Annotated in this window: 25 protein-coding genes and 1 pseudogene; 12 read left to right on the forward strand and 14 right to left on the reverse strand. The window is 71.5% G+C overall.

Annotation, left to right across the window (positions count from 1 at the left end; genetic code table 11):
* Window positions 1-19 precede the first annotated feature (19 nt).
* From AB0E24_RS01115 to AB0E24_RS01130, 4 genes are all read left to right on the forward strand, one after another.
* On the forward strand, window positions 20-958 hold the full coding sequence (locus AB0E24_RS01115; RefSeq protein ID WP_069866790.1) for a coiled-coil domain-containing protein: 939 nt from the start codon (window positions 20-22) through the stop codon (window positions 956-958).
* Between the two features lie 246 nt (window positions 959-1,204).
* The gene (locus tag AB0E24_RS01120; RefSeq protein ID WP_359374208.1) at window positions 1,205-2,137 is read left to right on the forward strand and encodes a hypothetical protein; all 933 of its coding nucleotides are present in this window, start codon (window positions 1,205-1,207) and stop codon (window positions 2,135-2,137) included.
* A gap of 82 nt (window positions 2,138-2,219) precedes the next feature.
* A complete protein-coding gene (locus tag AB0E24_RS01125; RefSeq protein ID WP_359374211.1) occupies window positions 2,220-3,518 on the forward strand; it encodes an ABC transporter ATP-binding protein in 1,299 nt (432 codons plus the stop codon).
* A complete protein-coding gene (locus tag AB0E24_RS01130; protein WP_359374214.1) occupies window positions 3,515-4,555 on the forward strand; it encodes an ABC transporter permease in 1,041 nt (346 codons plus the stop codon). The genes AB0E24_RS01125 and AB0E24_RS01130 overlap by 4 nt, the downstream gene beginning before the upstream one ends.
* 93 nt (window positions 4,556-4,648) lie before the next feature.
* Here AB0E24_RS01130 and AB0E24_RS01135 read toward each other — a convergent pair whose 3' ends face one another.
* Window positions 4,649-4,966 carry an Rv1322 family protein gene (locus AB0E24_RS01135; RefSeq protein ID WP_069866794.1) on the reverse strand — a complete coding sequence of 106 codons (318 nt, stop codon included), beginning with the start codon at window positions 4,964-4,966 and terminating at the stop codon, window positions 4,649-4,651.
* Window positions 4,967-5,193: 227 nt separating this feature from the next.
* Here AB0E24_RS01135 and AB0E24_RS01140 point away from each other — a divergent pair, with 227 nt between their 5' ends.
* A complete protein-coding gene (locus tag AB0E24_RS01140; RefSeq protein WP_079259015.1) occupies window positions 5,194-6,249 on the forward strand; it encodes an LLM class flavin-dependent oxidoreductase in 1,056 nt (351 codons plus the stop codon).
* 37 nt (window positions 6,250-6,286) lie between these two features.
* On the opposite strand, the gene AB0E24_RS01145 is transcribed toward AB0E24_RS01140, so the two are convergent.
* A complete protein-coding gene (locus AB0E24_RS01145; protein ID WP_030823907.1) occupies window positions 6,287-6,679 on the reverse strand; it encodes an SCO5389 family protein in 393 nt (130 codons plus the stop codon).
* A gap of 211 nt (window positions 6,680-6,890) precedes the next feature.
* Between AB0E24_RS01145 and nucS the strand changes: the two genes are divergently transcribed.
* A complete protein-coding gene (nucS, locus tag AB0E24_RS01150) occupies window positions 6,891-7,553 on the forward strand; it encodes an endonuclease NucS (RefSeq protein ID WP_069866798.1) in 663 nt (220 codons plus the stop codon).
* Window positions 7,554-8,377: 824 nt separating this feature from the next.
* Here the strand turns inward: nucS and AB0E24_RS01155 are convergent.
* The 3 genes and pseudogenes from AB0E24_RS01155 to AB0E24_RS01165 form a co-directional block, all read right to left on the reverse strand.
* Window positions 8,378-9,370 (reverse strand): aldo/keto reductase, encoded by a 993-nt coding sequence (locus tag AB0E24_RS01155; protein ID WP_137982150.1) that lies wholly within the window; start codon window positions 9,368-9,370, stop codon window positions 8,378-8,380.
* A gap of 201 nt (window positions 9,371-9,571) precedes the next feature.
* Window positions 9,572-9,807 (reverse strand): annotated as a pseudogene (locus tag AB0E24_RS01160) (Tn3 family transposase); the annotation flags it as partial.
* Between the two features lie 67 nt (window positions 9,808-9,874).
* The gene (locus tag AB0E24_RS01165) at window positions 9,875-12,283 is read right to left on the reverse strand and encodes an ATP-binding protein (protein ID WP_359374219.1); all 2,409 of its coding nucleotides are present in this window, start codon (window positions 12,281-12,283) and stop codon (window positions 9,875-9,877) included.
* A 1-nt stretch (window position 12,284) separates the two neighbouring features.
* Between AB0E24_RS01165 and AB0E24_RS01170 the strand changes: the two genes are divergently transcribed.
* Window positions 12,285-12,632 carry a hypothetical protein gene (locus tag AB0E24_RS01170; protein WP_359374221.1) on the forward strand — a complete coding sequence of 116 codons (348 nt, stop codon included), beginning with the start codon at window positions 12,285-12,287 and terminating at the stop codon, window positions 12,630-12,632.
* A 177-nt stretch (window positions 12,633-12,809) separates the two neighbouring features.
* Here the strand turns inward: AB0E24_RS01170 and AB0E24_RS01175 are convergent, their stop codons facing one another.
* The 3 genes from AB0E24_RS01175 to AB0E24_RS01185 form a co-directional block, all read right to left on the reverse strand.
* Window positions 12,810-13,133, reverse strand: a complete 324-nt coding sequence (locus tag AB0E24_RS01175) for an STAS domain-containing protein (protein WP_069866806.1) — start codon at window positions 13,131-13,133, stop codon at window positions 12,810-12,812.
* Window positions 13,134-13,288: 155 nt separating this feature from the next.
* Complete coding sequence (locus AB0E24_RS01180; RefSeq protein WP_102937932.1) at window positions 13,289-14,137, reverse strand: 3-hydroxyacyl-CoA dehydrogenase family protein; 849 nt, start codon at window positions 14,135-14,137, stop codon at window positions 13,289-13,291.
* A 106-nt stretch (window positions 14,138-14,243) separates the two neighbouring features.
* Entirely contained in the window at window positions 14,244-14,885 is a 642-nt protein-coding gene (locus AB0E24_RS01185) for a TetR/AcrR family transcriptional regulator (protein WP_232637854.1), read from the reverse strand.
* A gap of 79 nt (window positions 14,886-14,964) precedes the next feature.
* Here AB0E24_RS01185 and AB0E24_RS01190 point away from each other — a divergent pair, with 79 nt between their 5' ends.
* The 3 genes from AB0E24_RS01190 to AB0E24_RS01200 all read left to right on the forward strand — a co-directional run bounded on the left by AB0E24_RS01190 (window position 14,965) and on the right by AB0E24_RS01200 (window position 17,217).
* Window positions 14,965-15,747, forward strand: a complete 783-nt coding sequence (locus AB0E24_RS01190; RefSeq protein ID WP_359374226.1) for an ABC transporter ATP-binding protein — start codon at window positions 14,965-14,967, stop codon at window positions 15,745-15,747.
* Between the two features lie 118 nt (window positions 15,748-15,865).
* Entirely contained in the window at window positions 15,866-16,621 is a 756-nt protein-coding gene (locus tag AB0E24_RS01195) for an ABC transporter permease (RefSeq protein ID WP_069866813.1), read from the forward strand.
* Between the two features lie 23 nt (window positions 16,622-16,644).
* Window positions 16,645-17,217 carry a cob(I)yrinic acid a,c-diamide adenosyltransferase gene (locus tag AB0E24_RS01200; protein ID WP_069866815.1) on the forward strand — a complete coding sequence of 191 codons (573 nt, stop codon included), beginning with the start codon at window positions 16,645-16,647 and terminating at the stop codon, window positions 17,215-17,217.
* Window positions 17,218-17,312: 95 nt separating this feature from the next.
* Here the strand turns inward: AB0E24_RS01200 and AB0E24_RS01205 are convergent, their stop codons facing one another.
* A complete protein-coding gene (locus AB0E24_RS01205) occupies window positions 17,313-17,864 on the reverse strand; it encodes a hypothetical protein (RefSeq protein WP_069866817.1) in 552 nt (183 codons plus the stop codon).
* Between the two features lie 172 nt (window positions 17,865-18,036).
* On the opposite strand from AB0E24_RS01205, the gene AB0E24_RS01210 reads away from it, so the two are divergent.
* Together AB0E24_RS01210 and AB0E24_RS01215 are read left to right on the forward strand one after the other, a co-directional pair.
* Window positions 18,037-19,251, forward strand: a complete 1,215-nt coding sequence (locus tag AB0E24_RS01210; protein ID WP_069866926.1) for a sensor histidine kinase — start codon at window positions 18,037-18,039, stop codon at window positions 19,249-19,251.
* Window positions 19,248-19,964 (forward strand): response regulator, encoded by a 717-nt coding sequence (locus tag AB0E24_RS01215; RefSeq protein ID WP_370684963.1) that lies wholly within the window; start codon window positions 19,248-19,250, stop codon window positions 19,962-19,964. Before AB0E24_RS01210 ends, AB0E24_RS01215 begins: the two co-directional genes overlap by 4 nt.
* A 171-nt stretch (window positions 19,965-20,135) precedes the next feature.
* Here AB0E24_RS01215 and AB0E24_RS01220 read toward each other — a convergent pair whose 3' ends face one another.
* The 5 genes from AB0E24_RS01220 to atpA form a co-directional block, all read right to left on the reverse strand.
* Entirely contained in the window at window positions 20,136-20,585 is a 450-nt protein-coding gene (locus AB0E24_RS01220; RefSeq protein WP_069866821.1) for a DUF2550 domain-containing protein, read from the reverse strand.
* Window positions 20,586-20,705: 120 nt separating this feature from the next.
* On the reverse strand, window positions 20,706-21,083 hold the full coding sequence (locus AB0E24_RS01225; RefSeq protein ID WP_069866823.1) for a F0F1 ATP synthase subunit epsilon: 378 nt from the start codon (window positions 21,081-21,083) through the stop codon (window positions 20,706-20,708).
* A 111-nt stretch (window positions 21,084-21,194) separates the two neighbouring features.
* Complete coding sequence (atpD, locus tag AB0E24_RS01230) at window positions 21,195-22,640, reverse strand: F0F1 ATP synthase subunit beta (protein WP_069866825.1); 1,446 nt, start codon at window positions 22,638-22,640, stop codon at window positions 21,195-21,197.
* A gap of 4 nt (window positions 22,641-22,644) precedes the next feature.
* The gene (locus AB0E24_RS01235) at window positions 22,645-23,559 is read right to left on the reverse strand and encodes a F0F1 ATP synthase subunit gamma (protein WP_069866827.1); all 915 of its coding nucleotides are present in this window, start codon (window positions 23,557-23,559) and stop codon (window positions 22,645-22,647) included.
* Between the two features lie 2 nt (window positions 23,560-23,561).
* A complete protein-coding gene (gene atpA, locus AB0E24_RS01240) occupies window positions 23,562-25,133 on the reverse strand; it encodes a F0F1 ATP synthase subunit alpha (RefSeq protein WP_069866829.1) in 1,572 nt (523 codons plus the stop codon).
* Between the last annotated feature and the right edge of the window lie 57 nt (window positions 25,134-25,190).

Raw genomic sequence — 25,190 nt, forward strand, 5'->3', positions numbered from 1 at the left:
CTCTTTCGACAGGAACCCCATGAGCGACACTTCCTCCCCCTTCGGCTTCGAGCTCGTGCGGCGTGGGTACGACCGCGGTCAGGTGGACGACCGCATTTCCAAGCTCGTCGCCGATCGTGACAGTGCACTGGCCCGTATCACCTCTCTGGAAAAGCGCATCGAGGAGCTGCACCTCGAGACGCAGAACGCTCAGGCCCAGATCAACGATTCGGAGCCGTCCTACGCGGGGCTCGGCGCCCGGGTCGAGAAGATCCTCCGGCTCGCCGAGGAAGAGGCGAAGGATCTGCGCGAGGAGGCTCGCCGCGCCGCCGAACAGCACCGTGAGCTGGCCGAGTCGGCCGCCCAGCAGGTCCGCAACGACGCCGAGTCGTTCGCCGCCGACCGCAAGGCCAAGGCCGAGGACGAGGGCGCGCGGATCGTCGAGAAGGCGAAGGGCGAGGCGGCCACGCTGCGCCAGGAGGCACAGAAGGACGCCCAGTCCAAGCGCGAGGAGGCGGACTCCCTCTTCGAGGAGACCCGCGCCAAGGCCGCGCAGGCCGCCGCCGACTTCGAGACCAACCTCGCCAAGCGCCGCGAGCAGTCCGAGCGCGACCTGGCCTCGCGTCAGGCCAAGGCCGAGAAGCGGCTCGCGGAGATCGAGCACCGCGCCGAGCAGCTCCGCCTCGAGGCCGAGAAGCTGCGCACCGACGCCGAGCGCCGCGCCCGCCAGACGGTGGAGACCGCACAGCGCCAGGCCGAGGACATCGTGGCCGACGCCAACGCCAAGGCCGACCGGATCCGCAGCGAATCCGAGCGCGAGCTCGCGGCCCTCACCAACCGCCGCGACAGCATCAACGCCCAGCTGACCAACGTCCGCGAGATGCTGGCCACGCTGACCGGTGCGGCGGTCGCCGCGGCCGGTGCCCCGGGCGAGGACGAGGCGGTCACCCGCGGCGTCCCGGCCCAGCAGTCCCGGTGACCGACGGTCACAACAGAGCGCACGATGCCCCGCGCCGCGAACCGCGGCGCGGGGCACGCGCACATCCGCCCCCGGGCCGACCGAAACCATCCGCACCCAGCCCCTCCGGCGTTTGCATCCAGCCCCTCCGGCGCTTGCATCCAGCCCCTCCGGCGATTGAGGAGCGGGGGCCCGGGGGCGGAGCCCCCGGCGGGGGCGGGCGGGGCCCGGTTTCGGGTAGGGGCGGGGTGGGGGAGGCAACCCCCCATGACCAACCGCACCCTCACATCCCTCGGCTTCGCCGACACCCCCGCCAAACACCCCCTGACCTACCCCGGCCGCCCCATCACCCACCCCACCCTCCTCACCACCGGAGAGCTCTGGGACCTCACCCCCACCCCGGGCGATCTCGGCACCTGGCCAGTCCTCACAAGCCCCGGCGGCCAGCCGAAAGGGCCGAGAACGAAAGAGCCAAAACCAGAAGAGCCGAAGCCGGAAGAGCCACTGGACGCCGTCCTCACCCGCCTCGGCCACCCCCCAACCCCCCACCGCCACCCCGTCATCGCCGTCGGCTCCAACGCCTCCCCCGCCCAGCTGCACCACAAGCTGTCCCGCCCCGGCCACCCAGCCACCGTCCCCATGGTCCCGGTCGAGGTGCACGGCATCGCGGTCGGCTGCTCAGCCCACATCGGCCGCTACGGCTACGTGGCCTCGGCCCCGTACACGGCACCGGAAGCCCGCACCCCCCTGGTCATCAGCTGGCTGGACAACGAACAGCTGGCGGCCGTGGACGCCACCGAGTACCCCAACTACCGCCGCGTCCTGCTCTCCGGCGAGCAATACCCCATGCTCATGCCGTCCGGCGAGCGGCTGCCCGCCGCGTATCTCTACGTCGGCGAGCGCGGAGTGCTGATGTCCCCGGACGGCACCGAACGCCCCCTCCCCGGCGGCGGCGATCAGAGCGCCCTGCTCACCCGCCTCCTCGCCGGTTCGCCCCGGCTGCGGGAACTCCTCGGCCCCGACCCCCGCTCCTGGGTCACCCGCGCGGGCACCGACCCCGCCGTCCGTCGCGAGGGCACCCGGATCTTCCAGGAGGAGGGCTGGACACTGCCGCAGCCCGACCTTCTCCACCGCCCCCACCACGGGCCCGGCGGCGCCGTAGGGCCCCAGGGTCACGATGCGCTCTCAACTCCCGAATAGCGGGAACCGTCAACCCGCCGGTTATCCTCCTAACCCTCACCGGGGGCAAGCGCGCCCGACCCATGCTCATGAGGGGCGGACAATGATCGAGGCAGTCGGTCTGACGAAGCGCTACGGCGCCAAGACGGCCGTGTACAACCTGTCCTTCCAGGTGAGGCCGGGTGCCGTCACCGGCTTCCTCGGGCCCAACGGGTCGGGCAAGTCCACCACGATGCGAATGATCCTGGGCCTCGACGAGCCCACCGCCGGCCATGTCACGGTCGGCGGCTACCCGTTCGGCAAACTGCCCAACGCCCCCCGCCAGGTGGGCGCGCTGCTCGACGCCAAGGCGGTGCACGGCGGCCGCAGCGCGCGTCAGCATCTGCTCTGCCTGGCCCAGCTGTCCGGGATCCCGGCCCGCCGGGTCGACGAAGTACTGGGCGTGGTGGGGCTCCAGAACGTGGCGCGCAAGCGCTCCAAGGGGTTCTCGCTCGGTATGGGGCAGCGACTGGGCATCGCGGCCGCCCTCCTCGGCGATCCGCAGGTGCTGCTCTTCGACGAGCCGGTCAACGGCCTGGACCCCGAAGGCATCCTCTGGGTCCGCAACTTCATGAAGCAGCTGGCCTCCGAGGGCCGTACCGTCTTCGTCTCCAGCCATCTGATGAGCGAGATGGCGCTCACCGCCGACCATCTGATCGTGATCGGGCGCGGTCAGCTGCTCGCCGATATGAACGTCAAGGACTTCATCTCCTACAACTCGGCGGACTTCGCACGCGTCCGCACCCCCGAGGGCGACCCGGGGCAGCGCGAAAAGCTGACCGCCGCGCTGAGCGAGGCGGGCGGCCAGGTGCTGCCGGAGCAGGACGGCGGGCTGCGGGTGACCGGGCTGCCGCTGCCGCGCATCAGCGATCTGGCGCATAAGGCGGACGTCCGGCTGTGGGAGCTCTCCCCGCACCAGGCGTCGCTGGAAGAGGCGTACATGCGGATGACGCAGGGCGCGGTGGACTACCGCTCGACCATCGACGAGCGCGCCGCCCTGCAACAGCCGCAGCAGCCGGTCCCGGGCGCGGTGCCGCAGGGCGCGCCGTACGGCTATGCGCCGGGCGCTCAGGGGCAGCCGGTGGGCTTCCCACCGGGGACCGTGCTGCCGGGGTACGCCGAACCGCCGGCCCCGCCGAGCCAGCCGCACGCCCCGGGTGGCGCGATACCCTCCGCACCTGCCGCACCCGCCCCACCTGCCGCACCCGCCACCTCCGCCCCGGCCGCAGCCGCACCCGCACCCGCCGCCGCGATGCCGCCCACCGCGCCCCAGGCGGCTCCCGCCGCTCCCCCGGCCCAGCCGCCCGCGGCGCCGCCCGCCCCCGCCGATCTGACCAAGAGCGACACCGAGGACGCCCGATGACGACCCCGTACCAGCAGCAGTCCCAGGCGCCCGTTCCCCCACAGAGCCCGCCGCAGAGCCCTCCGCAGGGTCCCCCTCAGGCGGCCCCGCCGATGCCACCGCAGGCCCCGCACCAGACGAACCCGTACCAGGCGGCACCGCACCACCACGCCCCGCACCACCACACGCAGCCACCGCAGCCCCAGCCGCATCAGCCGCATCAGCAGATGCCGTCCGGGCCCCCGTCGCAGCCGTACGCCGGTGTCGGTCCGTACACCTCGCCGATACCGGTCCGGCGCACCAGCCTCGGCAACGCCCTCGCCTCCGAGTGGACGAAGATCAAGTCGGTGCGCTCCACGATCTGGACGCTGAGCGTGATGGTCGCGCTGGTGATCGGGATCGGACTCCTGGTGGCGGCGACCACCGCCGACTCCGACTACGACACGGTCCCCACCACCCTCCCCGGCTTCTTCGGCACCCTGCTCGGCCAGCTGTGCGTCGTCACCCTCGGGGTGCTCGTGATCACCTCCGAGTACAGCACCGGGATGATCCGGACCACCCTCACCGCCTGCCCGCAGCGCTCCCGGGTGCTCACCGCCAAGGCGCTGGTCTTCTTCACCCTCTCGTTCACCATCACGACCGTCGCGCTCGTGCTGGTGGCCTACGCCAGCATGGGGATGCACAGCGGGCCGGCGGTCGCGGAACCGACCGGTGACCAGATCCTGGGCGCGACCGTCGGCGCGGGGCTGTATGTGTCGCTGCTGGGGCTGCTCTCGCTGGCCGTGGGAGCCATCCTGCGGCACTCCGCGGGCGCGATCACCACGATGCTCGGTGTGGTGCTGCTGCCGTCCATCCTCCCCGCGTTCCTGATGATGTCGGACAGCCTCCGCGATCTGGGATCGAAGATGCTGGAGTACTCCTCGCCCCAGTCGCTGGCCTCCCTCTTCCAGATCGACGACGGTCTGAACAACGGCTGGCCCCAGCTGTCGGTGCTGGCCGGGATCACGGCGGCGGCGATGGTCGCCGCGTACGCGCTGCTGGAGAAGCGCGATGTGTAGGGCGATACGCAGAGCGATGTGCCAGGGGATACGCAAGGTGATGCGCAGGGCCTACGAGGCTGGCCCGAGCGGGATGTGCGGCGCCTGAGACGGTCAGTACCGCGGCGCGTTCCGGGACCGCTGGAGCTTGGCGCTCCGGCGGTCCCGTGCGTTCCAGCACGCCTTGTGCCAGTGGCGCCGGTCGTCCGCGCCCATGTGCTGCTGCCAGGCGACCACATGCGCGACCCCCGGCGGAATCTCCTGGTCGCAGCCCGGGCAGCGGTAGTGCTTGGCGGCCGCTCCGCCGCCGACCTGCCGGACCACCCACTCCTCGCCCTGCCAGGTCTCCATGCGGTCCAGACCGTAGCGGTCCATGCCCTCGTGGCCGACGGGCTTGTCGCCGCCTCGCGGGCGGTTTCGGCGTGGAGACACGGGGCACCTCGACAGAGCTGGGAGCTAACGGGCTGTGACCAGCGTACGCGCTACGGTCACCGTCCTGGTAAGCCGTCGTCCACACCCACACTCCGATCATCATGAAAACTTCTTGCCAAGCCGTGCCCTTGGCACGTGTCAGGCGTTATTGCCTGTGAAGCCTGCGGAGGGGGATGAGGCGAGGTGCCCGCGCCGGCATATCAGCCGCGACAAGGAGGCAGATCACGATGGATGTGGGGGCTTTCATCCTGGCCGCTCAATTCCCAGGCCAGGGACAGGAGGAGGCGCTGCACCGGGCGGTGCGGTCGGCCGAACTCTCCGAGGAGACCGGGCTGGACGCGGTCTGGGTCGCCGAGCACCACTTCGTTCCGTACGGGGTCTGCCCGTCCGCGGTCACCCTCGCCGCACTGCTGCTGGGACGTACCCGCCGGATCGGCGTCGGTACGGCGGTGAGCGTACTCCCGACCGCGCATCCCGTCGCTCTGGGTGAGCAGGCGGCACTGCTCCACCTCCTCTCCGGCGGCCGGTTCACCCTGGGGGTCGGCCGCGGCGGCCCCTGGGTGGATCTCGAGGTCTTCGGCTCCGGACTGGGCGCGTACGAGCGGGGCTTCCCCGAATCGCTCGATCTGCTGCTGCGCTGGCTGCGCGAACCACGGGTGGGGGCGGACGGCGAGCGGTTCGCGTTCCGCGAGGTGACGGTGGTGCCGCGCTCCGACGACGTCCGCGCCGGGCAGGCAGTGGGCGCCCCGCGGGTGATCGCCCCGCAGGTGATAGTCGCCTGCACCTCGCCCAGCAGTGTGCGGCTTGCCGCCGAGCGCGGTCTTCCCATGCTGCTCGGTATGCACTGCGGGGACGAGGAGAAGGCCGAGGTGGTCGGCCTGTGGCGGAAGTCCGCGCTGGCGGCGGGCCGTTCACCGGAGGAGGTCGAGGCGGTGGCGGCGCGCCATGTCTCGGCCGGGGTGGCGCAGATCGCCGACGACGGGCCCGCGGCGGCCGAGGTCCTGACCAAGGCGATGCCCGGCTGGCTGCGGCAGGGGCTCGAGGCGCATGTGACGGTCGACGGCCGGGAGCGCCGGATGCGCGACCCGGTGGCCTATGCGGAGCTGCTGTGCGAGCTGCATCCGGTGGGGTCGCCACGGCTGTGCGCGGACCGGCTGGCGGCGACCGCGGAGCGCACCGGGATCCGCCGGTTCGCCCTGCTGGTCGAAGGTTCGGGCGATCTGGCGGCCACCGAGGAGAACGTACGACGGCTCGGTGGTGAGGTGCTGCCGCTCCTGCGCTGATACACCTCCCCCTGGTGGAGCGGCAGCGGAAGTCGCGTCAGCAGTCGCGGAGTTCGGGTGACTGGTTGAGCAGCTGCCCCCGGACCGAGGTGAAGCGGGCGAGGCGTTCGTCAGCCGATGCGTCCATCGGGAAGACCGCCACCCGGTGGCAGTTCTGGAAGGCCAGCCGCACCCCGAAGTGGCGCTGGAGCGCGCCGCGTATCGCGTCACTGGCGAGTGCGCGGAGCAGTTGACCGCGTGCCTGCTCATTGGGGGGCGGCGTCTGGTTGTCGGCGAACTCCCCGCCGTCCACCTTCAGCTGGGCCACCAGCGAGCTGATCATCTCCCATGCGTAGGGTAGGGAGTTCCGGACGCAGTCGACGAAGGCCGCTTCGTCGACCTCGCCTCGCTCGGCCTGTTCGAGCAGGGCCGGTGAGACGTCGAGCGACATGGGTTCTCCTCTCGCGACCCCGCGAGCGGGGTCTCAGGGATGGGAAGGGCGGACGGCGACGCAGCGTGCCCGTCCGACGACCGCCCGCTTCAACGGTAATTCGGCCACTGCGCCCGCACCAGGAGAACGGGCACACAACCAGCCATCTCCGAAGGGGTCCATCGCCGGACGAATCGCGTGGAGCGGCGGTGGTCGAGTAGCGTTGCCGACCATGCGTCTCGTCATCGCCCGGTGCTCCGTGGACTACGCCGGCCGCCTCACCGCCCACCTTCCCTCGGCACCCCGCCTGATCCTCGTCAAGGCCGACGGCAGTGTGTCCATCCACGCGGACGACAGGGCCTACAAACCCCTCAACTGGATGTCTCCGCCGTGCACGCTGAAGGAAGGCGATGACGATGTGTGGACGGTCGTGAACAAAGCGGGCGAGAAGCTCATCATCACCATGGAGGAGGTCCTCCATGACTCCTCGCATGAGCTCGGCGTGGACCCCGGCCTGATCAAGGACGGTGTGGAGGCCCATCTCCAGGAGCTGCTCGCCGATCGTATCGAGACACTCGGTGATGGCTGGACGCTTATTCGGCGTGAATACCCCACTGCCATTGGCCCCGTGGACATTCTCTGCCGCGACGCGGACGGGACGACGGTCGCCGTGGAGATCAAACGCCGTGGTGAGATCGACGGCGTCGAGCAGCTCACCCGCTATCTCGAACTCCTCAACCGGGACCCGCACCTCGCCCCGGTGAAGGGCATCTTCGCCGCCCAGGAGATCAAGCCTCAGGCGCGTGTGCTGGCGACGGACCGGGGTATCGGGTGCGCGGTGCTGGATTACGACGCGCTCCGGGGCATCGAGGACGACAAGCTCCGCCTGTTCTGACACGGGGCCTTCCCCGAGGCGGGGCCCTCCCCGACGCGGGGCCCTCCCCGACGCGGGGCCCTCCCCGACGCGGGGCCCTCCCGGACGTGGGCCCTTTCCGACGCGGGGCCTTTCCGACGCTGGGCTCTCCCGACGTGGGGACCTCTCCGACGTGGGGCCCTCCGCGACGTTGGAGGCTGCCCGTACGCCCCGTACGCCCGTACGGGCTCGCGCCCGGCCCTCGGAGCCGGGCCCCTACAGGGCATGCGGCGGGCCACGCGGCGGAGCCGCACATCGACGCCACGGGAAGGGGCGAAGCCCCGACCCGGGATTTGGGGCGGAGCCCCAAGCCGGGGCCCGGCACAGACCCGCCCAGGGCCTGGAGCGGAGCCCCAACCCAGGGGGCCCGGCGCAAGCCCGCCCAGGGGCTGGGGCGCGGCCCCAAACCGGCGCCCGGGGCGGGGCCCCGCTTCGGGGGCTGGGGCGGAGCCCCAGTTGTGGGAAGGGGCGGGGAGGGGAGCAGCTCGCCGCAGGCGTCAAGATCCGACGGACACCCCCTGGGCTGACCACATCCCGCCACGGAGGCGGGGCGCCCTCTGGCGCGATCCGGCGCCCACGCCCGGCGCTGCCAACACCCGCCGCCGACGCCCCGGCCCGCCACGCCCCCTGCTCACCACGCCCCGTGCCCGCCACACCCCGCGCTCACCGCGCCCTCTGCCCGCCACGCCCCGTGCCCGCCACACCCCGCGCTCACCGCGCCCTCTGCCGGCCACGCCCCGTGCTCACCCGGGTGTGAGTACTTGGCGTACAGGAAATCCCGGTGAGAACGATCACGGTTCGGCCGGCTAACCCCGAGCGACCTCAGCGGTGTGCGCGGGGGTGTAGCGCTCGCCCATCACCTGGTCGCTCAGCGGGTCCAGCGCGGCCAGCGCCTCGGCGTCCAGGGTGAGCTCCAGCGCGGCCGCGTTCTGCTCCAGCCGGGCCGGGCTGCGGGTGCCCGGAATGGTCGCCACCGCCACCCCGAGCCGCTCGGCCTGGGCGTACACCCAGGCCAGCGCCACCTGGGCCGGGGTGGCACCCAGCCGGTCGGCCACCTCGCGCACGGTCTGCGCGATCTTCTCGTTGGCCTCGCCCGCCTCGCCGGCGAAGCGGGGGTTGGTGCGCCGGAAGTCCTTCTCGCCCAGTGTGGAGCGGTCCAGGGCGCCGGTCAGGAACCCCCGCCCCAGCGGCGAGTACGGCACCAGCCCGACCCCCAGCTCGGCCATCACCGGGGTGACCGCCTCGACGTCGCGGGTCCACAGCGAGTACTCGCTCTGCACCGCGGTGATCGGGTGCACCGCGTGCGCCCGGCGCAACAGCTCGCCGTCGACCTCGGACAGGCCCAGATGGCGGACCTTGCCCGCCTCGACCAGCTCGGCCATCGCCCCGACGGTCTCCTCGATCTCCACGTCCTGGGGCGGGCGGTGGGCGTAGTACAGGTCGATCACCTCGACGCCCAGGCGCAGCAGCGAGGCGTCGCAGGAGCGCAGCACGTAGTCCCGGGCACCGCGGATGCGGCGTGCCCGGTCGCCGGCGCTGCGGTCGATGCCGAACTTGGTGGCCAGCTGCACCTGGTCCCGGCGGCCGTGGATGGCCCGGCCCACCAGCACCTCGTTGTGCCCGGTGCCGTAGGCGTCGGCGGTGTCCAGGAACGTGATGCCCAGCTCCAGGGCCCGGTCGATGGTGGCCAGGCCGCCGTCCCAGTCGGCGGCGCCATAGCTCTCGCTCATCCCCATGCACCCCAGGCCCATCGCGCTGACGGTGAGACCGGGCGAGCCGAGCGTGGTTCGGGTGATCATGCGCGGATACTCCTCCTGCCCGGCGGACCGGGCGGTACCTTGAGCACTGACGAACCCCTCCGAAGCTAGGACTTGGAGCGCGCTCGAAGTCAAGCCGGAGGACCGGCCCCCGCCGACGGGTCAGGCGCGGCGGGAGCGGGTGAGGGTGAGGGTGAAACGGTCCATCGGCAGCAGGTCGCCGCAGGGCCCGGACACCGCGTATTTCGAGCGGGTCAGCGCCTTGTTCTCCGGCGCGATGACGGGGTCAGGCCGATGTTGCGGCTCTCCGCCACCAGCAGCGCGACCAGGGAGACGAGCAGGCCCTCCATGCGGGTGCGCCGCTCGGAGACGTGGCCGAAGGCGTCGAGGAACCCGGTCCAGGAGTGGACCTCGAACAGCAGGTCCGGCAGATCGATCCTCGGGAGCATCGCCTCCGCGGTGGCCTTCAGCCAGGTCAGCCCCGTGCCCACGACGCCCCGCCCCCAGCGCCCCGCCCCCGGCGCCCCGCGCTCCCAGGCCGCGCGACTACGCGACCGGGCTGGCGGTGCTCGGCGCCGTGTGGGTGGTGGGGGCGCTCGCGGTGGTGGAGGTGTCGTCGGTGGGGGTCGTGGTCGGGGACGAGGTGGTGGGCGTCGGCTTGGTGGGCTCACCGGTCGGGGTCGGCGGCTTGCTCGTCGGCGGCTTGGTCGTCGGCCGCGGGTCGGAGGTCGTGGGGTCCGACGACGGGGGCGAGGGCGGCCGCTCGGTGTCCGAGGGCGTACCGCTCGTGGACGACGGACCGCCGGACTCCGTGGAGTCGCTGGGCGAGGCGCTGTCGCTCGGCGCGGTCGGGGAGGTGGACGTCAGCGGTGTTCCGCTGAGGCCCGGCTGGGGGGCCTGGCTGGTGCCGCTCGTGGGCTCGTCGGCGGTCAGGCCCTTGTCGTCGTCCCGCTGACTGGCCGACCGGCCCGGCTTGACCTTGTCGGCGGGGTTGTGGGAGTCGTCGCCCGAGGTGGCGCCCAGGGTCACCACGGTGCCGAGCACGGCCACCAGCAGCACACCCGCGGCCGCCGCGACCACATTGCGCCGGGTGCCCCGCATCGCCGGCCGACGCGGCCCGCGCGGCTTGCCGCCGGGGCCGCCGGAGCCGCCGGACGGCCCGGCGGGGCCGGAAGCGGCGGCGGAGGCGCCGGCCAGGGCCGTGGGCGTGGTGGAGGCCGTCACGGCGGGCCGGGAGGCGGCCGGGACCGCGGCCGTCACCGCCGTCGTCGCCGGATCGCCCAGGGCGGCCATCGGCGTCGTGGCCGCCACCTTCGGGGTGACGATCGTGGTCGCCGTGTCGTCGGGCGCGGCGCCCGCCGCCGAGGGCTCGTCGCCGCCCTTACGGTTCCCACCGCTCGCCCCGAACGCCCCGGCCATCGCCGAGCCGGGCGAGCGGTCGGCGACCAGCGCCAGCGCGCGCCGCCCCGCGACCGTGCCCCGCTTGTCCGCGAGGACGCCGCGCAGCCCGATGGACGCCTCGAGTTCGGCGCGGGCCCGGTCCAGATTGCCCGTGCACAGCGCGAGGACGCCCAGCTCATGGTGGAAGTACGCCTCGTCCGCGACCTGCCCCGCCAGCCGCGCGGCCTCCTGGCCGTGCCGCACCGTGCGCTCCCAGGCGCCCCAGTGCAGCGCCGCGGCGAAGGCGGGCGCGGCGGCGCGGGCGAGCAGCACGGCGGCGTCGGCGTGGCCCGCCTCCCGGCTGCCGATGAGCGCGGTCAGCGCCGCGAGGATCGCGTCGGCCTCGGCGGCGACGCGCTCGGGGGCCACCGAGGGGTGGCCGGCCCACCAGGCGTAGTGCCGGGCGACGGTGTGCGCGCGCCCGGCGTCCTCGTCGGCGTAACCGGCCTCCGCGAGCTGGGCGGTGACGCGCGCCGCCAGCCGGTAGTGCGATCCGGCCGGGGTGACGAGGCCACAGCCGAGCAACTCGCCGAGGGCCGCCTCGGCGTGGGTGTCCGCGGACAGCGCGGGCAGATGGGCCTGGTGCGGGCATTCACCGCCGAGCGCGACCGCGAACCGCAGGGCGTCCTGGGCCGCCTCGCCCAGCGGTCCGGCGAGCAGCGCGGCGGGGGACGCCGCCTCGGCGATCGAGGGCAGCGGAGCCTCGGAGCCCCCGTCCGCCTCCCGCGCGGAGGCATCGTCGCCCAGGGCCTCCCGCTGCCGCAGCAGCGCGCCCGCCTGGACGAAGCGCAGCGGCAGCCCCTCGGACTCGAACCACAGGTCCGCCGCCCAGCTCGCCTCGTCCTCCGCCAAAGGCCGCCGTGCGGCCCGCTCCAGCAGGTCGAGACCGGCCGTACGGCTGAGCCCGGAGAGGAAGACCTCCTCCAGGTGGGAATCGGCGGACGGCGCCGGAACATCGGGCGTGGCGGAGATCAGGAACGCGCATTCGGGGGTCGCGTCGAGGAACTCGTCCAGCGCGGCGCCGCCGAACTCGATGTCGTCGAGGACAACGACCGCACCGACCTCCTGGACCGACTCCAGCAACTCCGCGCGGTCCGGCCGGTACAGCGGGGCGCTGAAGACGGCGGCGTAGAGGTCGTGGAGGAGATCGGTGGAGGTGCGGTGGTACCCGGTGAGCCGTACGACACCGTCGGGCGCGAGCCGCTCGCAGTCGGAGGCCACGGCGTCCAGCAGGGTGCTGCGCCCCGACCCGGAGGGCCCGGTGACCCGCACCGAGCGGCCGCGGGCGAGCAGCCGGGCGAGCCGCTCCCGCTCCTCGTCGCGCTCCAGCATCGGCAGTTCGGGCAGAACGGTGCCGGACGGGCGCGGCGCGGCGGCCGCGCGGCGCAGCTCGGCCCGCTCGTCGGGGTCACGGCGCTCGGGCCGGGCGCGGCGCTCTCCGGGCGGACAGGGTTCTATCTCGCTGCCGTCGACGGGGTTGACCGTGAGCAGATGGTCACCGGCGACGATGCGCACGGTGCGGGCCGGAGACTCGGAGGAGGACGAGGAAGAAGCAGAGGAGGCGGAAGAAGCGGAGGACGCGGAGGACGAAGAAGAAGGAGATGAAGCGGAAGACACAGAAGACGCGGAGGAGGCGGCCGCGCCGGGCACCGGCGCGCCCAGCGGGGGCGTCGGAACATCCCCCGGCAGCCCCGGCAGCCCCGACGGCGCGGGCGGGCCCGACGGCGAGCCGCCGCCCGGACCGTCCGCCGCACCCGACGCACCGGAAGCCGCACCCGGGGCGGTCTCGTCGTGGCCGTGCTCCTGCGATCCGCGGTTCTTCGGGTCCATGGTCCTTGCCCCCCAGATGCGTGGCGTGCTGTAAGGCTCCCCGGCCTGCCTTCGCTTCTGGTCCGGTGCCGCCGTAGGGAATGTGTCCGGCAACCACCGAACCCCGGGCCGTATCAGACGGCCTGGACCTGCTCACAGTATCCACCGTGCCGGAGGGCGCCCACGCCACCCCGGGTAACACATCACCCCCCGGGTGACCGGTCCGCGCCGCTCAGACCCGCGGCAGGGATTCCGCCTCCAGCCCGCCTTCGATCGCCAGGATGCGGTGCAGCCGGGTGGCCACCAGCAGGCGCTGCATCTGGGGCGGCACCCCGCGCAGCACCAGCCGTCTGCCCACCCGGCCGGCCCGGCGGTGGGCCCCCATGATCACCCCGAGACCGGTCGCGTCCCAGGAGTCCAGTTCGGTGAGGTCGAGGACGAGGTCCCCGCCGCCCGCGTCAACGGCAGTGTGCAGGGCCGTACGGGCGTCCGCCGCGCTCCGGACGTCCAGTCGGCCCCCGACGACCAGCTCGGCGTGGTCGCCCTTGATGTGCATATGCGCTCCCCAATACGGTGCGTCGTGTCGTCAATGCGCCATTTCTGTCTACAGAACTGACTGCCTCTCACACGAGGAAGTTGCCGTCTGTAAGCGAACCGATACCGAATTCACCCAGGAGGGTGAGTTCCGGAACTGACGCCGCAACAGAGCCCTCAGTAGCGGTAGAAGCCCTCTCCGCTCTTACGGCCGTTGTCCCCCGCGTCAACCATCCGGCGCATGATCTCCGGCGGTGCGAACTTCTCGTCCTGCGACTCGGTGTAGATGTTGTCGGCGGCGTGCAGCAGGATGTCCACGCCGGTCAGGTCGGCCGTCGCGAGAGGGCCCATCGCATGGCCGAAGCCCAGCTTGCAGGCGGTGTCGATGTCCTCGGCCGTGGCGACCCCCGACTCGTACAGCTTCGCCGCCTCCACGACGAGGGCGGAGATCAGCCGGGTGGTGACGAAACCCGCGACATCGCGGTTGACGACGATACAGGTCTTGCCCACGCCCTCCGCGAACTCCCGTGCGGCGGCCAGGGTTTCATCGCTGGTCTTATGACCGCGGACCAACTCGCACAGCCCCATCATCGGCACCGGCGAGAAGAAGTGGGTGCCGACGACCCGCTCCGGGCGCCGGGTGGCCGCGGCGATCTTGGTGATCGGGATGGCGGAGGTGTTCGAGGCCAGGATCGTGTCGTCCTTGACCAGCTCATCGAGGGCGCGGAAGATCTCCCGCTTGACCTCGACCTTCTCGAAGACCGCCTCCACCACGACATCCGCGTCCGCGGCGGCGTCGAGGTCGGTCGTGGTGGTGATCCGGCCCAGCGCCCGCTCGGCCTCCTCCGCCTCCAGCTTGCCCTTGGAGACGAACTTGTCGTACGAGGCCCGGATGCCGTCCGTGCCGCGGCGCAGCGCCTCGTCGGTCACATCGCGCAACACGACGTCCCAGCCCGCCTGGGCCGAGACCTGCGCGATACCGGACCCCATGAGTCCGGCTCCGATGACCGCGAGCTTCTTGGCCACGACACACACCTCTCTGTTCCGTCTGTTCCGTCTGCCCAGCGCGACAGTTCCGATGTGCCGGACCTTAACGTCCGTTCACCCCCGCGGGCAGCCCTCGTAACGCGCGTCACGGTGTGTTCTTCACCGCATAGTTGAGGACCGTGTCGCTCAGGAGCGACTCCATGACGTCCACCTCGCGGAGCGCGTCCTCGGCCACCTGGTCCACACCGCCGCCTTCCGAGAGCCCGCGGATGATGGAGCGCAGCACGGCGTTCTGGAGCCCGACGAGCTGGTGCGCGATGAACTCGGGGGTCGGGTCCCGCGGGTCGGCGCCGGCCTCCTCGCGCAGCGTGACGCCGAGCTGGTGGACCGCCTTGCCCTGGATCACGAAGAGCCGGGCCATCAGCGCCGGGGACTCCACGATGACCTGCCGGAACCGCTCATAGCCCTCGCTCAGCCCCACATAGGCGTGCCGCTCGCGGATGTCCTGGCGCAGCTGGTCCATCAGGGCCCGCGCCGCCGACCGTCCGGGCGGGCGCTCCCGTACCAGCCGGGAGGGGCGGTCGACGACCTCCTCCTCGCGGTCGACGAAGAGGTCCTCCTTGGTCGGGAAGTAGTTGTAGACCGTGTTGACGGAGACCTCGGCCGCCTCGGCGATCTCCGCGATCGTGACCGCCTCGAAGCCGCGGGCCATGAACAGCCCGGTCGCGACGTCCGAGATGTGCTGCCTGGTCTGCCGCTTCTTCCGCTCCCTGAGTCCCTCCGCCATGACCTCATCCTAGCTTCGCTGGTGCTCATTGATTTTTGGGGTGATTGCAAAAATAGAGCTGCTCTGTTTTTCTGAGTCCATGGCAGTCATCACGACGAACGGCCTCACCCACACCTTCCGGACCAAGCGCGGCCCCGTGGCGGCCGTGCGCGGTATCGACCTGACCGTCGAACGCGGTGAGATCCTCGGCTTCCTCGGGCCCAACGGAGCGGGCAAGACCACCACGCTGCGCATGCTCACCACGCTGCTCCCGCCCACCGGCGGCAGCGCCACCGTCGCCGGGCACGACCTCGCCCGCGATCCGGCCGGGGTGCGCCGGCGGATCGGCTATGTGGCCCAGTCCGGCGGGGTCGACCCGACCGTCTCCGTACGGGAGGAGCTGGTCACCCAGGGGCGGCTCTACCGGATGGACAGGGCCGAGGCGGCCGCCCGCACCGCGGAGCTGGCCCGGGACCTGGGCCTGACCGAGCTGCTGGACCGCCCCTGCGGCGCGCTCTCCGGCGGGCAGCGGCGGCGGCTGGACATCGCCCTCGGGCTGGTCCACCGGCCCGAGGTGCTCTTCCTGGACGAGCCGACCACCGGGCTCGACCCCGGCAGCCGCGCCGATCTGTGGCAGCTGATCCGCGAGCTGCGCGCCGAGCACGGCATGACGGTCTTCCTGACCACCCACTACCTGGACGAGGCCGAGGCGCTGGCCGACCGGCTCGTCATCGTCGACCAGGGTCTGGTGGCCGCCGAGGGGACGGCACAGCGGCTCAAGGCCGAGTACGGCGGCTCGCCGGACGCCACCCTCCAGGACGCGTTCATCGCCGTCACCGGGCGCGGCACCGCCCCGCAGACCCCCGCTCCGCTCGCCGTCTGACCCGGAGGACACCGCACGTCCCGGAAGACGCCCCGCACGTCCCGGAAGACACCACAAGCACAGTAAGCGCCGCAAGCACAGCAAGCACCGCAAGAAGTCCGCTCCGGAAGAAGGCCCGATGCCTCATCTCGTCTCCGACACGGCCCTGATATTCGGCCGCTACGCCCGCCAGACACTGCGTTCCAAACCCGCCCTGATCTTCGGAATGGTCCAGCCGCTGCTCTTCCTCGTCTTCTTCGGCCCGCTGCTCACCGATCTGCCGCTGGGCGGCACGGCGAGCTCCTGGCAGACCATCGTCCCCGGAATCCTCGTCCAACTCGGCCTGTTCTCCGCCTCGTTCACCGGGATCGGGCTGATCCTCGAACGGCGCACGGGCGTCATCGAGCGGATGCGGGTCACCCCCGTCAGCCGACTGGCGCTGCTGATGGGCCGGGTGCTCAAGGACGTCGTGCAACTGCTGGCGCAGTCCCTGGTGCTGGTGTGCGTGGCCGTGGTGCTCGGGCTGCGCGCCCCGGTGCTGGGCGTGGCGATCGGCTTCGTCTTCGTCGGTGTGCTGACCGTCTCGCTCGCCTCGCTCTCCTACGCGCTGGCGATCCGGGTGTCCTCCCCGCAGGGTTTCGCGCCGGTCATCAACTCCATCACCATGCCCGCGATGCTGCTGTCCGGGATCCTGCTGCCGATGTCGCTCGGGCCCCGCTGGCTCGACATCGCCTCGCACTTCGTGCCGTTCCGCTATCTCGTGGACGGGGTGCGGGCCGCCTTCGCCGGTGAGTACGGGGACGGGAAGATCGCGCTGGCCACGCTGGTCGCCTCCGGACTCGCGGTGGTGGCCGTCACCCTCGGCGCACGGCTCTTCCGGCAGGCCGGGGCGTAGGGCCGCCGCGTAGGCTCGGACCCATGGTCAATCTCACCCGCATCTATACGCGTACCGGGGACACGGGAACCACCGCCCTCGGCGATATGAGCCGCACCGCCAAGACCGATGCGCGGATCGCCGCGTACGCCGACGCCAACGAGGCGAACGCGGCGATCGGGGTGGCCATCGCGCTGGGCCGGCTGCCCGCCGAGATCGTCAAGGTGCTGGTCCGCGTCCAGAACGACCTGTTCGACGTGGGCGCCGACCTGTCGACTCCGGTGGTGGAGAACCCCGCCCATCCCCCGCTGCGCGTGGAGCAGAGTTATATCGACAAACTGGAGGCGGACTGCGACAGCTTCCTGGCGGATCTGGAGAAGCTGCGCAGCTTCATCCTCCCCGGCGGCACCCCGGGCGCGGCGCTGCTGCACCAGGCGTGCACGGTGGTGCGCCGCGCCGAGCGCTCCACCTGGGCGGCGCTCGCCGAGTACGGGGACTCGATGAACGCGCTCACCGCCACCTATCTCAACCGGCTCTCGGATCTGCTGTTCATCCTGGCCCGCGCGGCCAACAAGGAGGTCGGCGACGTCCTCTGGGTTCCGGGCGAGAACCGCTGAAACCCCTTGAGCCCCGCCGGCACCGGCGCTGCGCGATGGCGCGGCCGGGGCCGACGGGGCGGGGCGGGGCCCGGTGCCTCTGCCTGCTACGGGGGTTAGCGGGCAGACGACGCGGAGCGCTCCCGCTTCGGAAAGAGCGTGTAGCTGAGCGCGATCGCCACATTGATGCCGATCAGGAAGAGCATGTTCCGCTGCCAGTCGCGCAGCGAGCCGATCTCGCCGTCGTCGCCGACGTACCAGATCCCGCCCTGGAGCAGCGCGAGGGCGATGACCGCGGCGAGCACCCAGCGGCCCGCGGTCTTCCACTCGTGCAGCGTCCGCGCCGCACCGTACTTGGCCGGCTTGACCGGCGGCGGGCCGCCGAAGAAGCGGTGGGCCACCCGGGCGTCGACCCATTTGATCGTCGAATGGCCGAGCGCGGCCGAGTAGCCGATGTAGACCGCCGCGAGGCCGTGCTTCCAGTCCGGTTCGGCGCCGTTCCTCAGGTCGATCACGGTCGTCACGAACAGCACCACCTCCAGCACCGGCTCGCACAGCAGCACCACGGTGCTCGCCTTCGGCATCTTCGCCACGTACCGCAGCAGGAGGCCGATGCCCAGCAGCACCCAGAAGCCGACCTCACAGGCGATGATCAGCGCGACAACCACGATGTTTCCTCTCTCGCTCTGCCCTTGGCCCCCAACCATCCCCGGCGATCAGCTCACACGCGTCGTCGGCGGCGATGAAACCCGACTGCATCCTTCGATGTACGCGGCCGGGCGGCGGGCCCGGTCCCAAGGGGGAGGCCCGGCGCGGAGCGCGCATGGTGTGATGGGTGCCATGCCGTCCCGTCCCCACTTCCCACCCCCACATCGGCATGACGTCCTGATCGGCCTCGCCGGACTGCTCGGCGGGGTCCTGATGTGGGTGATGGGGGTGCACAACAACCAGTCGTTCCTCCATACGCCCACCTGGCTGGGGCTGATCGCGCTGGTCGTGGTCTCGGCGGCCGAACTGCTGCGGCGCTCCAGGCCCCTCGTCGGCCTGGGCGTGGGGACCGTCGCGCTCGCCGCCGACATCCTCAGCGGCGGTCTCGCCGTGACGTTCCTGATGTACACCGACCTGGTCTACGCGGCCGTCATGTACTCGGGCCCCGTCGCCGCCCGGCGCATCCCCCGGCTCTGCGGGCTCCTCACGGGGCTGGCCACCGTGGTGCCGCTGGCCATCTACAGCGACCCCCTGGCGCTGCTGGTCGGCACGTTCGTCGCGCTGCTCACCCTCACCCCGGCATGGACCGGGGCGGTGGTCCGCAACCACCGCGAGGCGGCCGAGGCCGCCCGTCTGGAGACCGAACGCGTCGCCCTGCTGGCCGAGTTGGACCGGCGGGAGGCGGTCGCCTCCGAACGCTCCCGGATGGCGCGCGAACTCCACGACATGGTGGCCAACCACCTCTCGGCCATCGCCATCCACTCCAGCGCCGCGCTCTCCCTGAAGGACCCCGCCGCCACCGACGAGGCGCTCGGCGTCATCAGGGAGAACAGCGTGCGCGGCCTGGCCGAGATGCGCCGGCTGATCGGGCTGCTGCGGGACCCCGGGGAGACCGCGGAACCCGCCGCCACCTCCACGCTCGACGCCCTCGACACCCTGCTGGAGCAGGCCCGCACCAACGGCCGTCCCGGCGGCCAGGACATCGTCCTGTGCGATGAGCGGCCGGACGGCGCCGCCCCGCTGCCCGCCCCGGTCGAGCTCGCCGCGTACCGCATCGTCCAGGAGTCGCTCACCAACGCCCTCAAGCACGCCGCGCCCGGCCGGGTGGACGTGACGCTGGCGCATCGCACGGACGGCCCGCTCGAGGTCAGCGTGATCAGCCCCTACGGCGAGAGCTCCGGCCCCCGGGCGCCCGGCTCCGGCACCGGGCTGATCGGAATGCGCGAGCGGGTCACCCTGCTCGGCGGCACCCTCGACGCCGGCCCGGTCACCGGACCCCAGGGCATGGTGTGGCGGGTGCGGGCCGCGCTGCCGCTGGGGGACGAGAGCGTCCAGAGTGTGACATGACCCTTCGACGACCAGGAGCCACCGTGACCCCGCCCGCCCCGCCCTCCGGTACCGCGTCCGCCCCGATCCGGGTTCTGGTCGCCGAGGACCAGGGCTCGGTCCGCTCCGGGCTGGTGCTGATACTGCGGTCCGCCCCCGATGTCGAGGTGGTGGGCGAGGCGGTCGACGGCCTCCAGGCGGTGGAGATGGCCCGTGCGCTGCGCCCCGACGTGGTGCTCATGGACGTGCAGATGCCCCGGCTGGACGGGGTGTCGGCCACCCGCCAGGTGGTCGCGGAGCGGCTGGCGGATGTGCTGGTGCTGACCACCTTCGACCTCGACGAGTACGTCTTCGGGGCGCTGCGCGCCGGCGCCTCCGGGTTCCTGCTCAAGGACAGCGAGGCGGCCGACCTGATCGCGGCGGTCCGTACGGTGGGGCGCGGCGAGGGGATGATCGCCCCGGCGGTCACCCGCCGTCTGATCGCCGAGTTCGCCCGGCCGCAGGCCGCCCCCTCCCCCACCACGCCGAGCCCCGAGGTGCTGGCCACGCTCACCCCGCGGGAGCGGGAGGTGCTGGCCTGTCTGGGGCAGGGGCTGTCGAACGCACAGATCGCGGCGCGGCTGACGATGGCGGAGGCCACGGTGAAGACGCATGTCAGCCGGCTGCTGAACAAGCTGGATCTGCGCAGCCGGGTGCAGGCCGCGGTGCTGGCCCAGGAGCTGGGCGTGCGCTGAGCGGATCGACGGCAGAGCGCCTCAGCAGATCGGCGGAAGTCGGCTGCGGTTCGGTGGCGCCCCGAAGGGGCGCGGGGCCGTGTCGATGTGCGGCTCCGCCGCGTGGGCGCGGCCGGCCACGACGGCGCCGCGGACGATCGACGGCAGGTCGGGGCACTTCCAGCGGAGCGCTTAGGCGACGTTGACGCGCTGGCCCGGGGGCGCGGCCTCCAGCCAGGCGAGAAAGCCGGTCAGCGCGTCCTCGCTCATGGCCAGCTCCAGCCAGACACCCCCGTGCCGACAGGCGAGCACCACCGCGTCGGAGAGCAGCGCCAGCTCCTCCTCGCCCTTGGGGGTGCGCCGCTCCAGGACCTCGATCGAGGCGCGCTCCAGGACCCGCCGGGGCCTGGGGGCGTACGAGAAGACCCGGAACCACTCGATCCGGTCACCGTTGTAGCGGGCGACCCCGTACACCCACCCCTTGCCGCTGGGCTCGGATTCGCCGGTGGGCGGCTCCCAGCGCAGTGAGCAGTCGAAGGTTCCGCCGGACCGCTGGATCAGCCGCCGCCGGAGACCGAAGACGAAGAGTCCCACCACCACCAGCGCGACGACCACGCCGCCCACAAGCAGAGCGAGGACCATCTTCACCGACCTCCTCGCGTCATCCGGAAAAACCGCACCTGCATCGCCTCAGCCGCGGACCGCTGAAGGAGAGCTCCAGCGAGGTCCGCGGCTGAGGTTTTCCGACCGTACGTGACAGGCTCAGTGCGCTCCCGCCACCGCGCGCAGCCGGACGTCGGCGCGCCGCTCGGCGGCGGCGTCCGCCTCCGACTTGGCACGCTCCAGCGCCCGCTCCGCGCGCTTGACATCGATCTCGTCGGACAGCTCCGCGACTTCGGCCAGCAGTGAGAGCTTGTCTTCCGCGAACGAGATGAACCCACCGTGCACCGCGACGACGACCGTTCCGCCGTCGACCGAACGGATGGTGACCGGGCCGGACTCCAGCACACCGAGCAGCGGCTGGTGGCCGGGCATGACGCCGATGTCACCCGATGTGGTGCGCGCGATGACCAAGGTGGCCGCACCGGACCAGACACTACGGTCCGCCGCGACCAGCTCGACGTGCAGCTCAGCAGCCAACGTGGCTCCTCGGGTCTCTCCCTGCCGGGTCGGGCAGGGCTTTCGTCAAAGAATAACGGGCGTACGGAGAGGGGCGGGACCGGGCCCACCCCTCTCGCGGAGCTACCGGGCTCAGGAGACGCCCAGCTCCTTGGCCTTCGCCTTCAGGTCGTCCAGGCCACCGCACATGAAGAACGCCTGCTCGGGGAAGTGGTCGAACTCACCATCGGCGATCGCGTTGAACGCGGCGATCGACTCGTCCAGCGGAACGTCCGATCCGTCGAGACCGGTGAACTGCTTCGCCGCGTGGGTGTTCTGCGACAGGAAGCGCTCGATGCGGCGGGCGCGGAAGACGGTGAGCTTGTCTTCCTCGCCGAGCTCGTCGATGCCCAGGATGTTGATGATGTCCTGGAGGTCCTTGTACTTCTGGAGGATCGACTTCACGCGCGAGGCGCAGTCGTAGTGATCCTGCGAGATGTAGCGCGGGTCCAGGATCCGGGACGTCGAGTCCAGCGGGTCCACCGCCGGGTAGATGCCCTTCTCCGAGATCGGCCGGGAGAGCACCGTGGTCGCGTCGAGGTGCGCGAAGGTGGTCGCCGGGGCCGGGTCGGTCAGGTCGTCCGCGGGGACGTAGATCGCCTGCATCGAGGTGATCGAGTGACCGCGGGTCGAGGTGATGCGCTCCTGGAGGATGCCCATCTCGTCGGCCAGGTTCGGCTGGTAGCCCACCGCGGAGGGCATCCGGCCGAGCAGGGTCGAGACCTCGGAACCGGCCTGGGTGAAGCGGAAGATGTTGTCGATGAAGAACAGCACGTCCTGCTTCTGCACATCGCGGAAGTACTCCGCCATGGTCAGACCGGCCAGGGCGACGCGCAGACGGGTGCCCGGGGGCTCGTCCATCTGGCCGAAGACCAGCGCGGTCTGCGGGAGCACGCCGGACTCGGCCATCTCCTCGATCAGGTCGTTGCCCTCACGGGTGCGCTCGCCGACACCGGCGAACACGGAAACGCCCTCGTGCAGCTTGGCCACACGCATGATCATTTCCTGGATGAGCACGGTCTTGCCGACGCCCGCGCCGCCGAACAGACCGATCTTGCCGCCCTTGACGTACGGGGTCAGCAGGTCGACGACCTTCAGACCGGTCTCGAACATCTCGGTCTTGGACTCGAGCTGGTCGAAGGCCGGGGCCTTGCGGTGGATGGACCAGCGCTCGGTGACCTCGGACTCGGCCTCGGGCTCGTTCAGGATCTTGCCGAGGGTGTTGAACACCCGGCCCTTGGTGACGTCGCCGACGGGGACGGTGATGCCGTCGCCGGTGTCGGTCACCGCGGCCTGGCGGACCAGACCGTCGGTGGGCTCCATGGAGATGGCGCGGACCAGGCCCTCGCCGAGGTGCTGGGCGACCTCGAGGGTCAGGGTCTTCTTCGCCCCCTCCTGGGAGGGGTCGGCGACCTCGACGGTCAGCGCGTTGTAGATCTCCGGCATCGCGTCGACGGGGAACTCCACGTCGACGACCGGGCCGATGACCCGCGCGACGCGGCCGGAGGCCACAGCGGTCGGCTCAACAGTGGTGGTCATAGTGTCAGTCACTCCCCGCAGAGGCGTCGGCCAGAGCGCTCGCGCCACCGACGATCTCGCTGATTTCCTGGGTGATGTCGGCCTGGCGGGCCGCGTTGGCAAGCCGCGTGAGCGACTTGATGAGCTCTTCGGCGTTGTCGGTCGCCGACTTCATCGCCCGCCGGGTGGCCGCGTGCTTGGAGGCGGCGGCCTGGAGCAGGGCGTTGTAGATACGGGACTCGACGTACCGCGGCAGCAGGGCGTCGAGGACGTCCTCCGACGACGGCTCGAAGTCGAACAGCGGAAGGATCTCGCCCTTCGCCTTCTCCTCGTCCGCCTTCTCCTCGAGGCTGAGCGGCAGCAGCCGGTCGTTGACCGGCGTCTGCGTCAGCATCGAGACGAACTCGGTGAACACGATGTGCAGCTCGTCCACGCCGCCGTCGGCCGTGTCCTTGAAGACCGCCTCGATCAGCGGGCCCGCGATCTTCTTGGCGTCCGCGTAGGTCGGGTTGTCGGTGAAGCCGGTCCACGACTCCGTGACCTTGCGCTCACGGAAGCCGTAGTAGGCGACGCCCTTGCGGCCGACGATGTAGGCGTCCACCTCTTTGCCCTCGCCGCTGAGCCGCTCGGTGAGCTGCTCGGCCGCCTTGATGACATTGGAGGAGTAGCCGCCGGCCAGACCACGGTCGCTCGTGATGAGCAGCAGCGCGGCCCGCGTCGGGTTCTTCGCCTCGGTGGTGAGCGGGTGCTGGGTGGTGGAACCGGTGGCAACCGCGCCCACCGCCCGGGTGAGCTCACTGGCGTACGGACTCGACGCGGCCACCCGGCGCTGCGCCTTGACGACGCGCGAGGCGGCGATCATCTCCATCGCCTTGGTGATCTTCTTGGTCGCAGAGATGGACTTGATCCGCCTCTTGTAGACCCGGAGCTGGGCACCCATGCTCAGCCCTCGCCCAGCAGCTTGCCGTCCGAGGTCTCGAACTGCCGCTTGAAGGAGTCGACGGCCTCGCTCAGCGCCTGGATGGTGTCGTCGGACATCTTGCCGCCCTCGACGATGCTGGTCAGCAGCGACTTGTGCTCACGGTGCAGATAGTCGAGCAGCTCCCGCTCGAAGCGGCGGATGTCCTCGACCGGGACATCGTCCATCTTGCCGGTGGTGCCGGACCAGATGGAGACGATCTCGTCCTCGGTGGAGAACGGGGCGTACTGCGACTGCTTCAGCAGCTCGACCATGCGCGCACCGCGCTCCAGGGAAGCCTTGGAGGCCGCGTCCAGGTCGGAGCCGAAGGCGGCGAACGCCTCGAGCTCGCGGTACTGGGCGAGGTCCACCCGGAGCCGGCCGGAGACCTGGCGCATGGCCCGGTGCTGGGCGGAGCCACCGACTCGGGAGACCGAGATACCGACGTTCAGGGCCGGGCGCTGACCGGCGTTGAACAGGTCGGACTCCAGGAAGCACTGGCCGTCGGTGATGGAGATGACGTTGGTCGGAATGAACGCCGAGACATCGTTGGCCTTGGTCTCCACGATCGGCAGACCGGTCATCGAACCGGCACCCATGTCGTCGGAGAGCTTGGCGCAGCGCTCCAGCAGCCGGGAGTGCAGGTAGAAGACGTCGCCCGGGTACGCCTCACGGCCCGGCGGGCGGCGCAGCAGCAGGGAGACGGCACGGTAGGCATCGGCCTGCTTGGACAGGTCGTCGAAGACGATCAGAACGTGCTTGCCCTGGTACATCCAGTGCTGGCCGATGGCCGAGCCGGTGTAGGGGGCGAGGTACTTGAAGCCCGCCGGGTCGGACGCCGGGGCGGCGACGATGGTGGTGTACTCCAGGGCACCGGCCTCCTCCAGCGCGCCGCGCACGGACGCGATGGTGGAGCCCTTCTGGCCGATGGCGACGTAGATGCAGCGGACCTGCTTCTTCGGGTCGCCGGAGCGCCAGTTGTCGCGCTGGTTGATGATCGTGTCGACGCAGAGCGCGGTCTTGCCGGTCTGCCGGTCGCCGATGATCAGCTGGCGCTGGCCGCGGCCGATCGGGGTCATCGCGTCGACGGCCTTGTAGCCGGTCTCCATCGGCTCGTGCACCGACTTGCGGTCCATGACCGTGGGGGCCTGAAGCTCGAGGGCTCGGCGGCCCTCGGTCTCGATCTCGCCGAGGCCGTCGATCGGAGCACCCAGCGGGTCGACGACGCGGCCGAGATAGCCCTCGCCGACGGCGACCGAAAGGACCTCGCCGGTGCGGTGCACCTGCTGGCCCTCCTCGATACCGCTGAACTCTCCGAGGACGACCGCACCGATCTCGCGCTCCTCGAGGTTGAGGGCGAGACCGAGGGTGCCGTCCTCGAACTTCAGCAGTTCGTTCGCCATGGCCGAGGGAAGACCCTCGACCCTCGCGATGCCGTCGCCGGCAACGCTGACCGTACCGACCTCCTCGCGCGAGGCCGCGTCCGGCTGGTACGCCTGGACAAAGTTCTCCAGCGCGTCCCGGATCTCCTCCGGCCGGATCGTGAGCTCCGCCATCTGGGTTCCCTGCTCTCCTTGTTGGGCCCGAAGTATCTGACTACGGCCCAACTCGGG

Origin of the sequence: Streptomyces malaysiensis subsp. malaysiensis (assembly GCF_040653035.1) — a bacterium.
Taxonomy (GTDB): Bacteria; Actinomycetota; Actinomycetes; order Streptomycetales; family Streptomycetaceae; genus Streptomyces; species Streptomyces malaysiensis.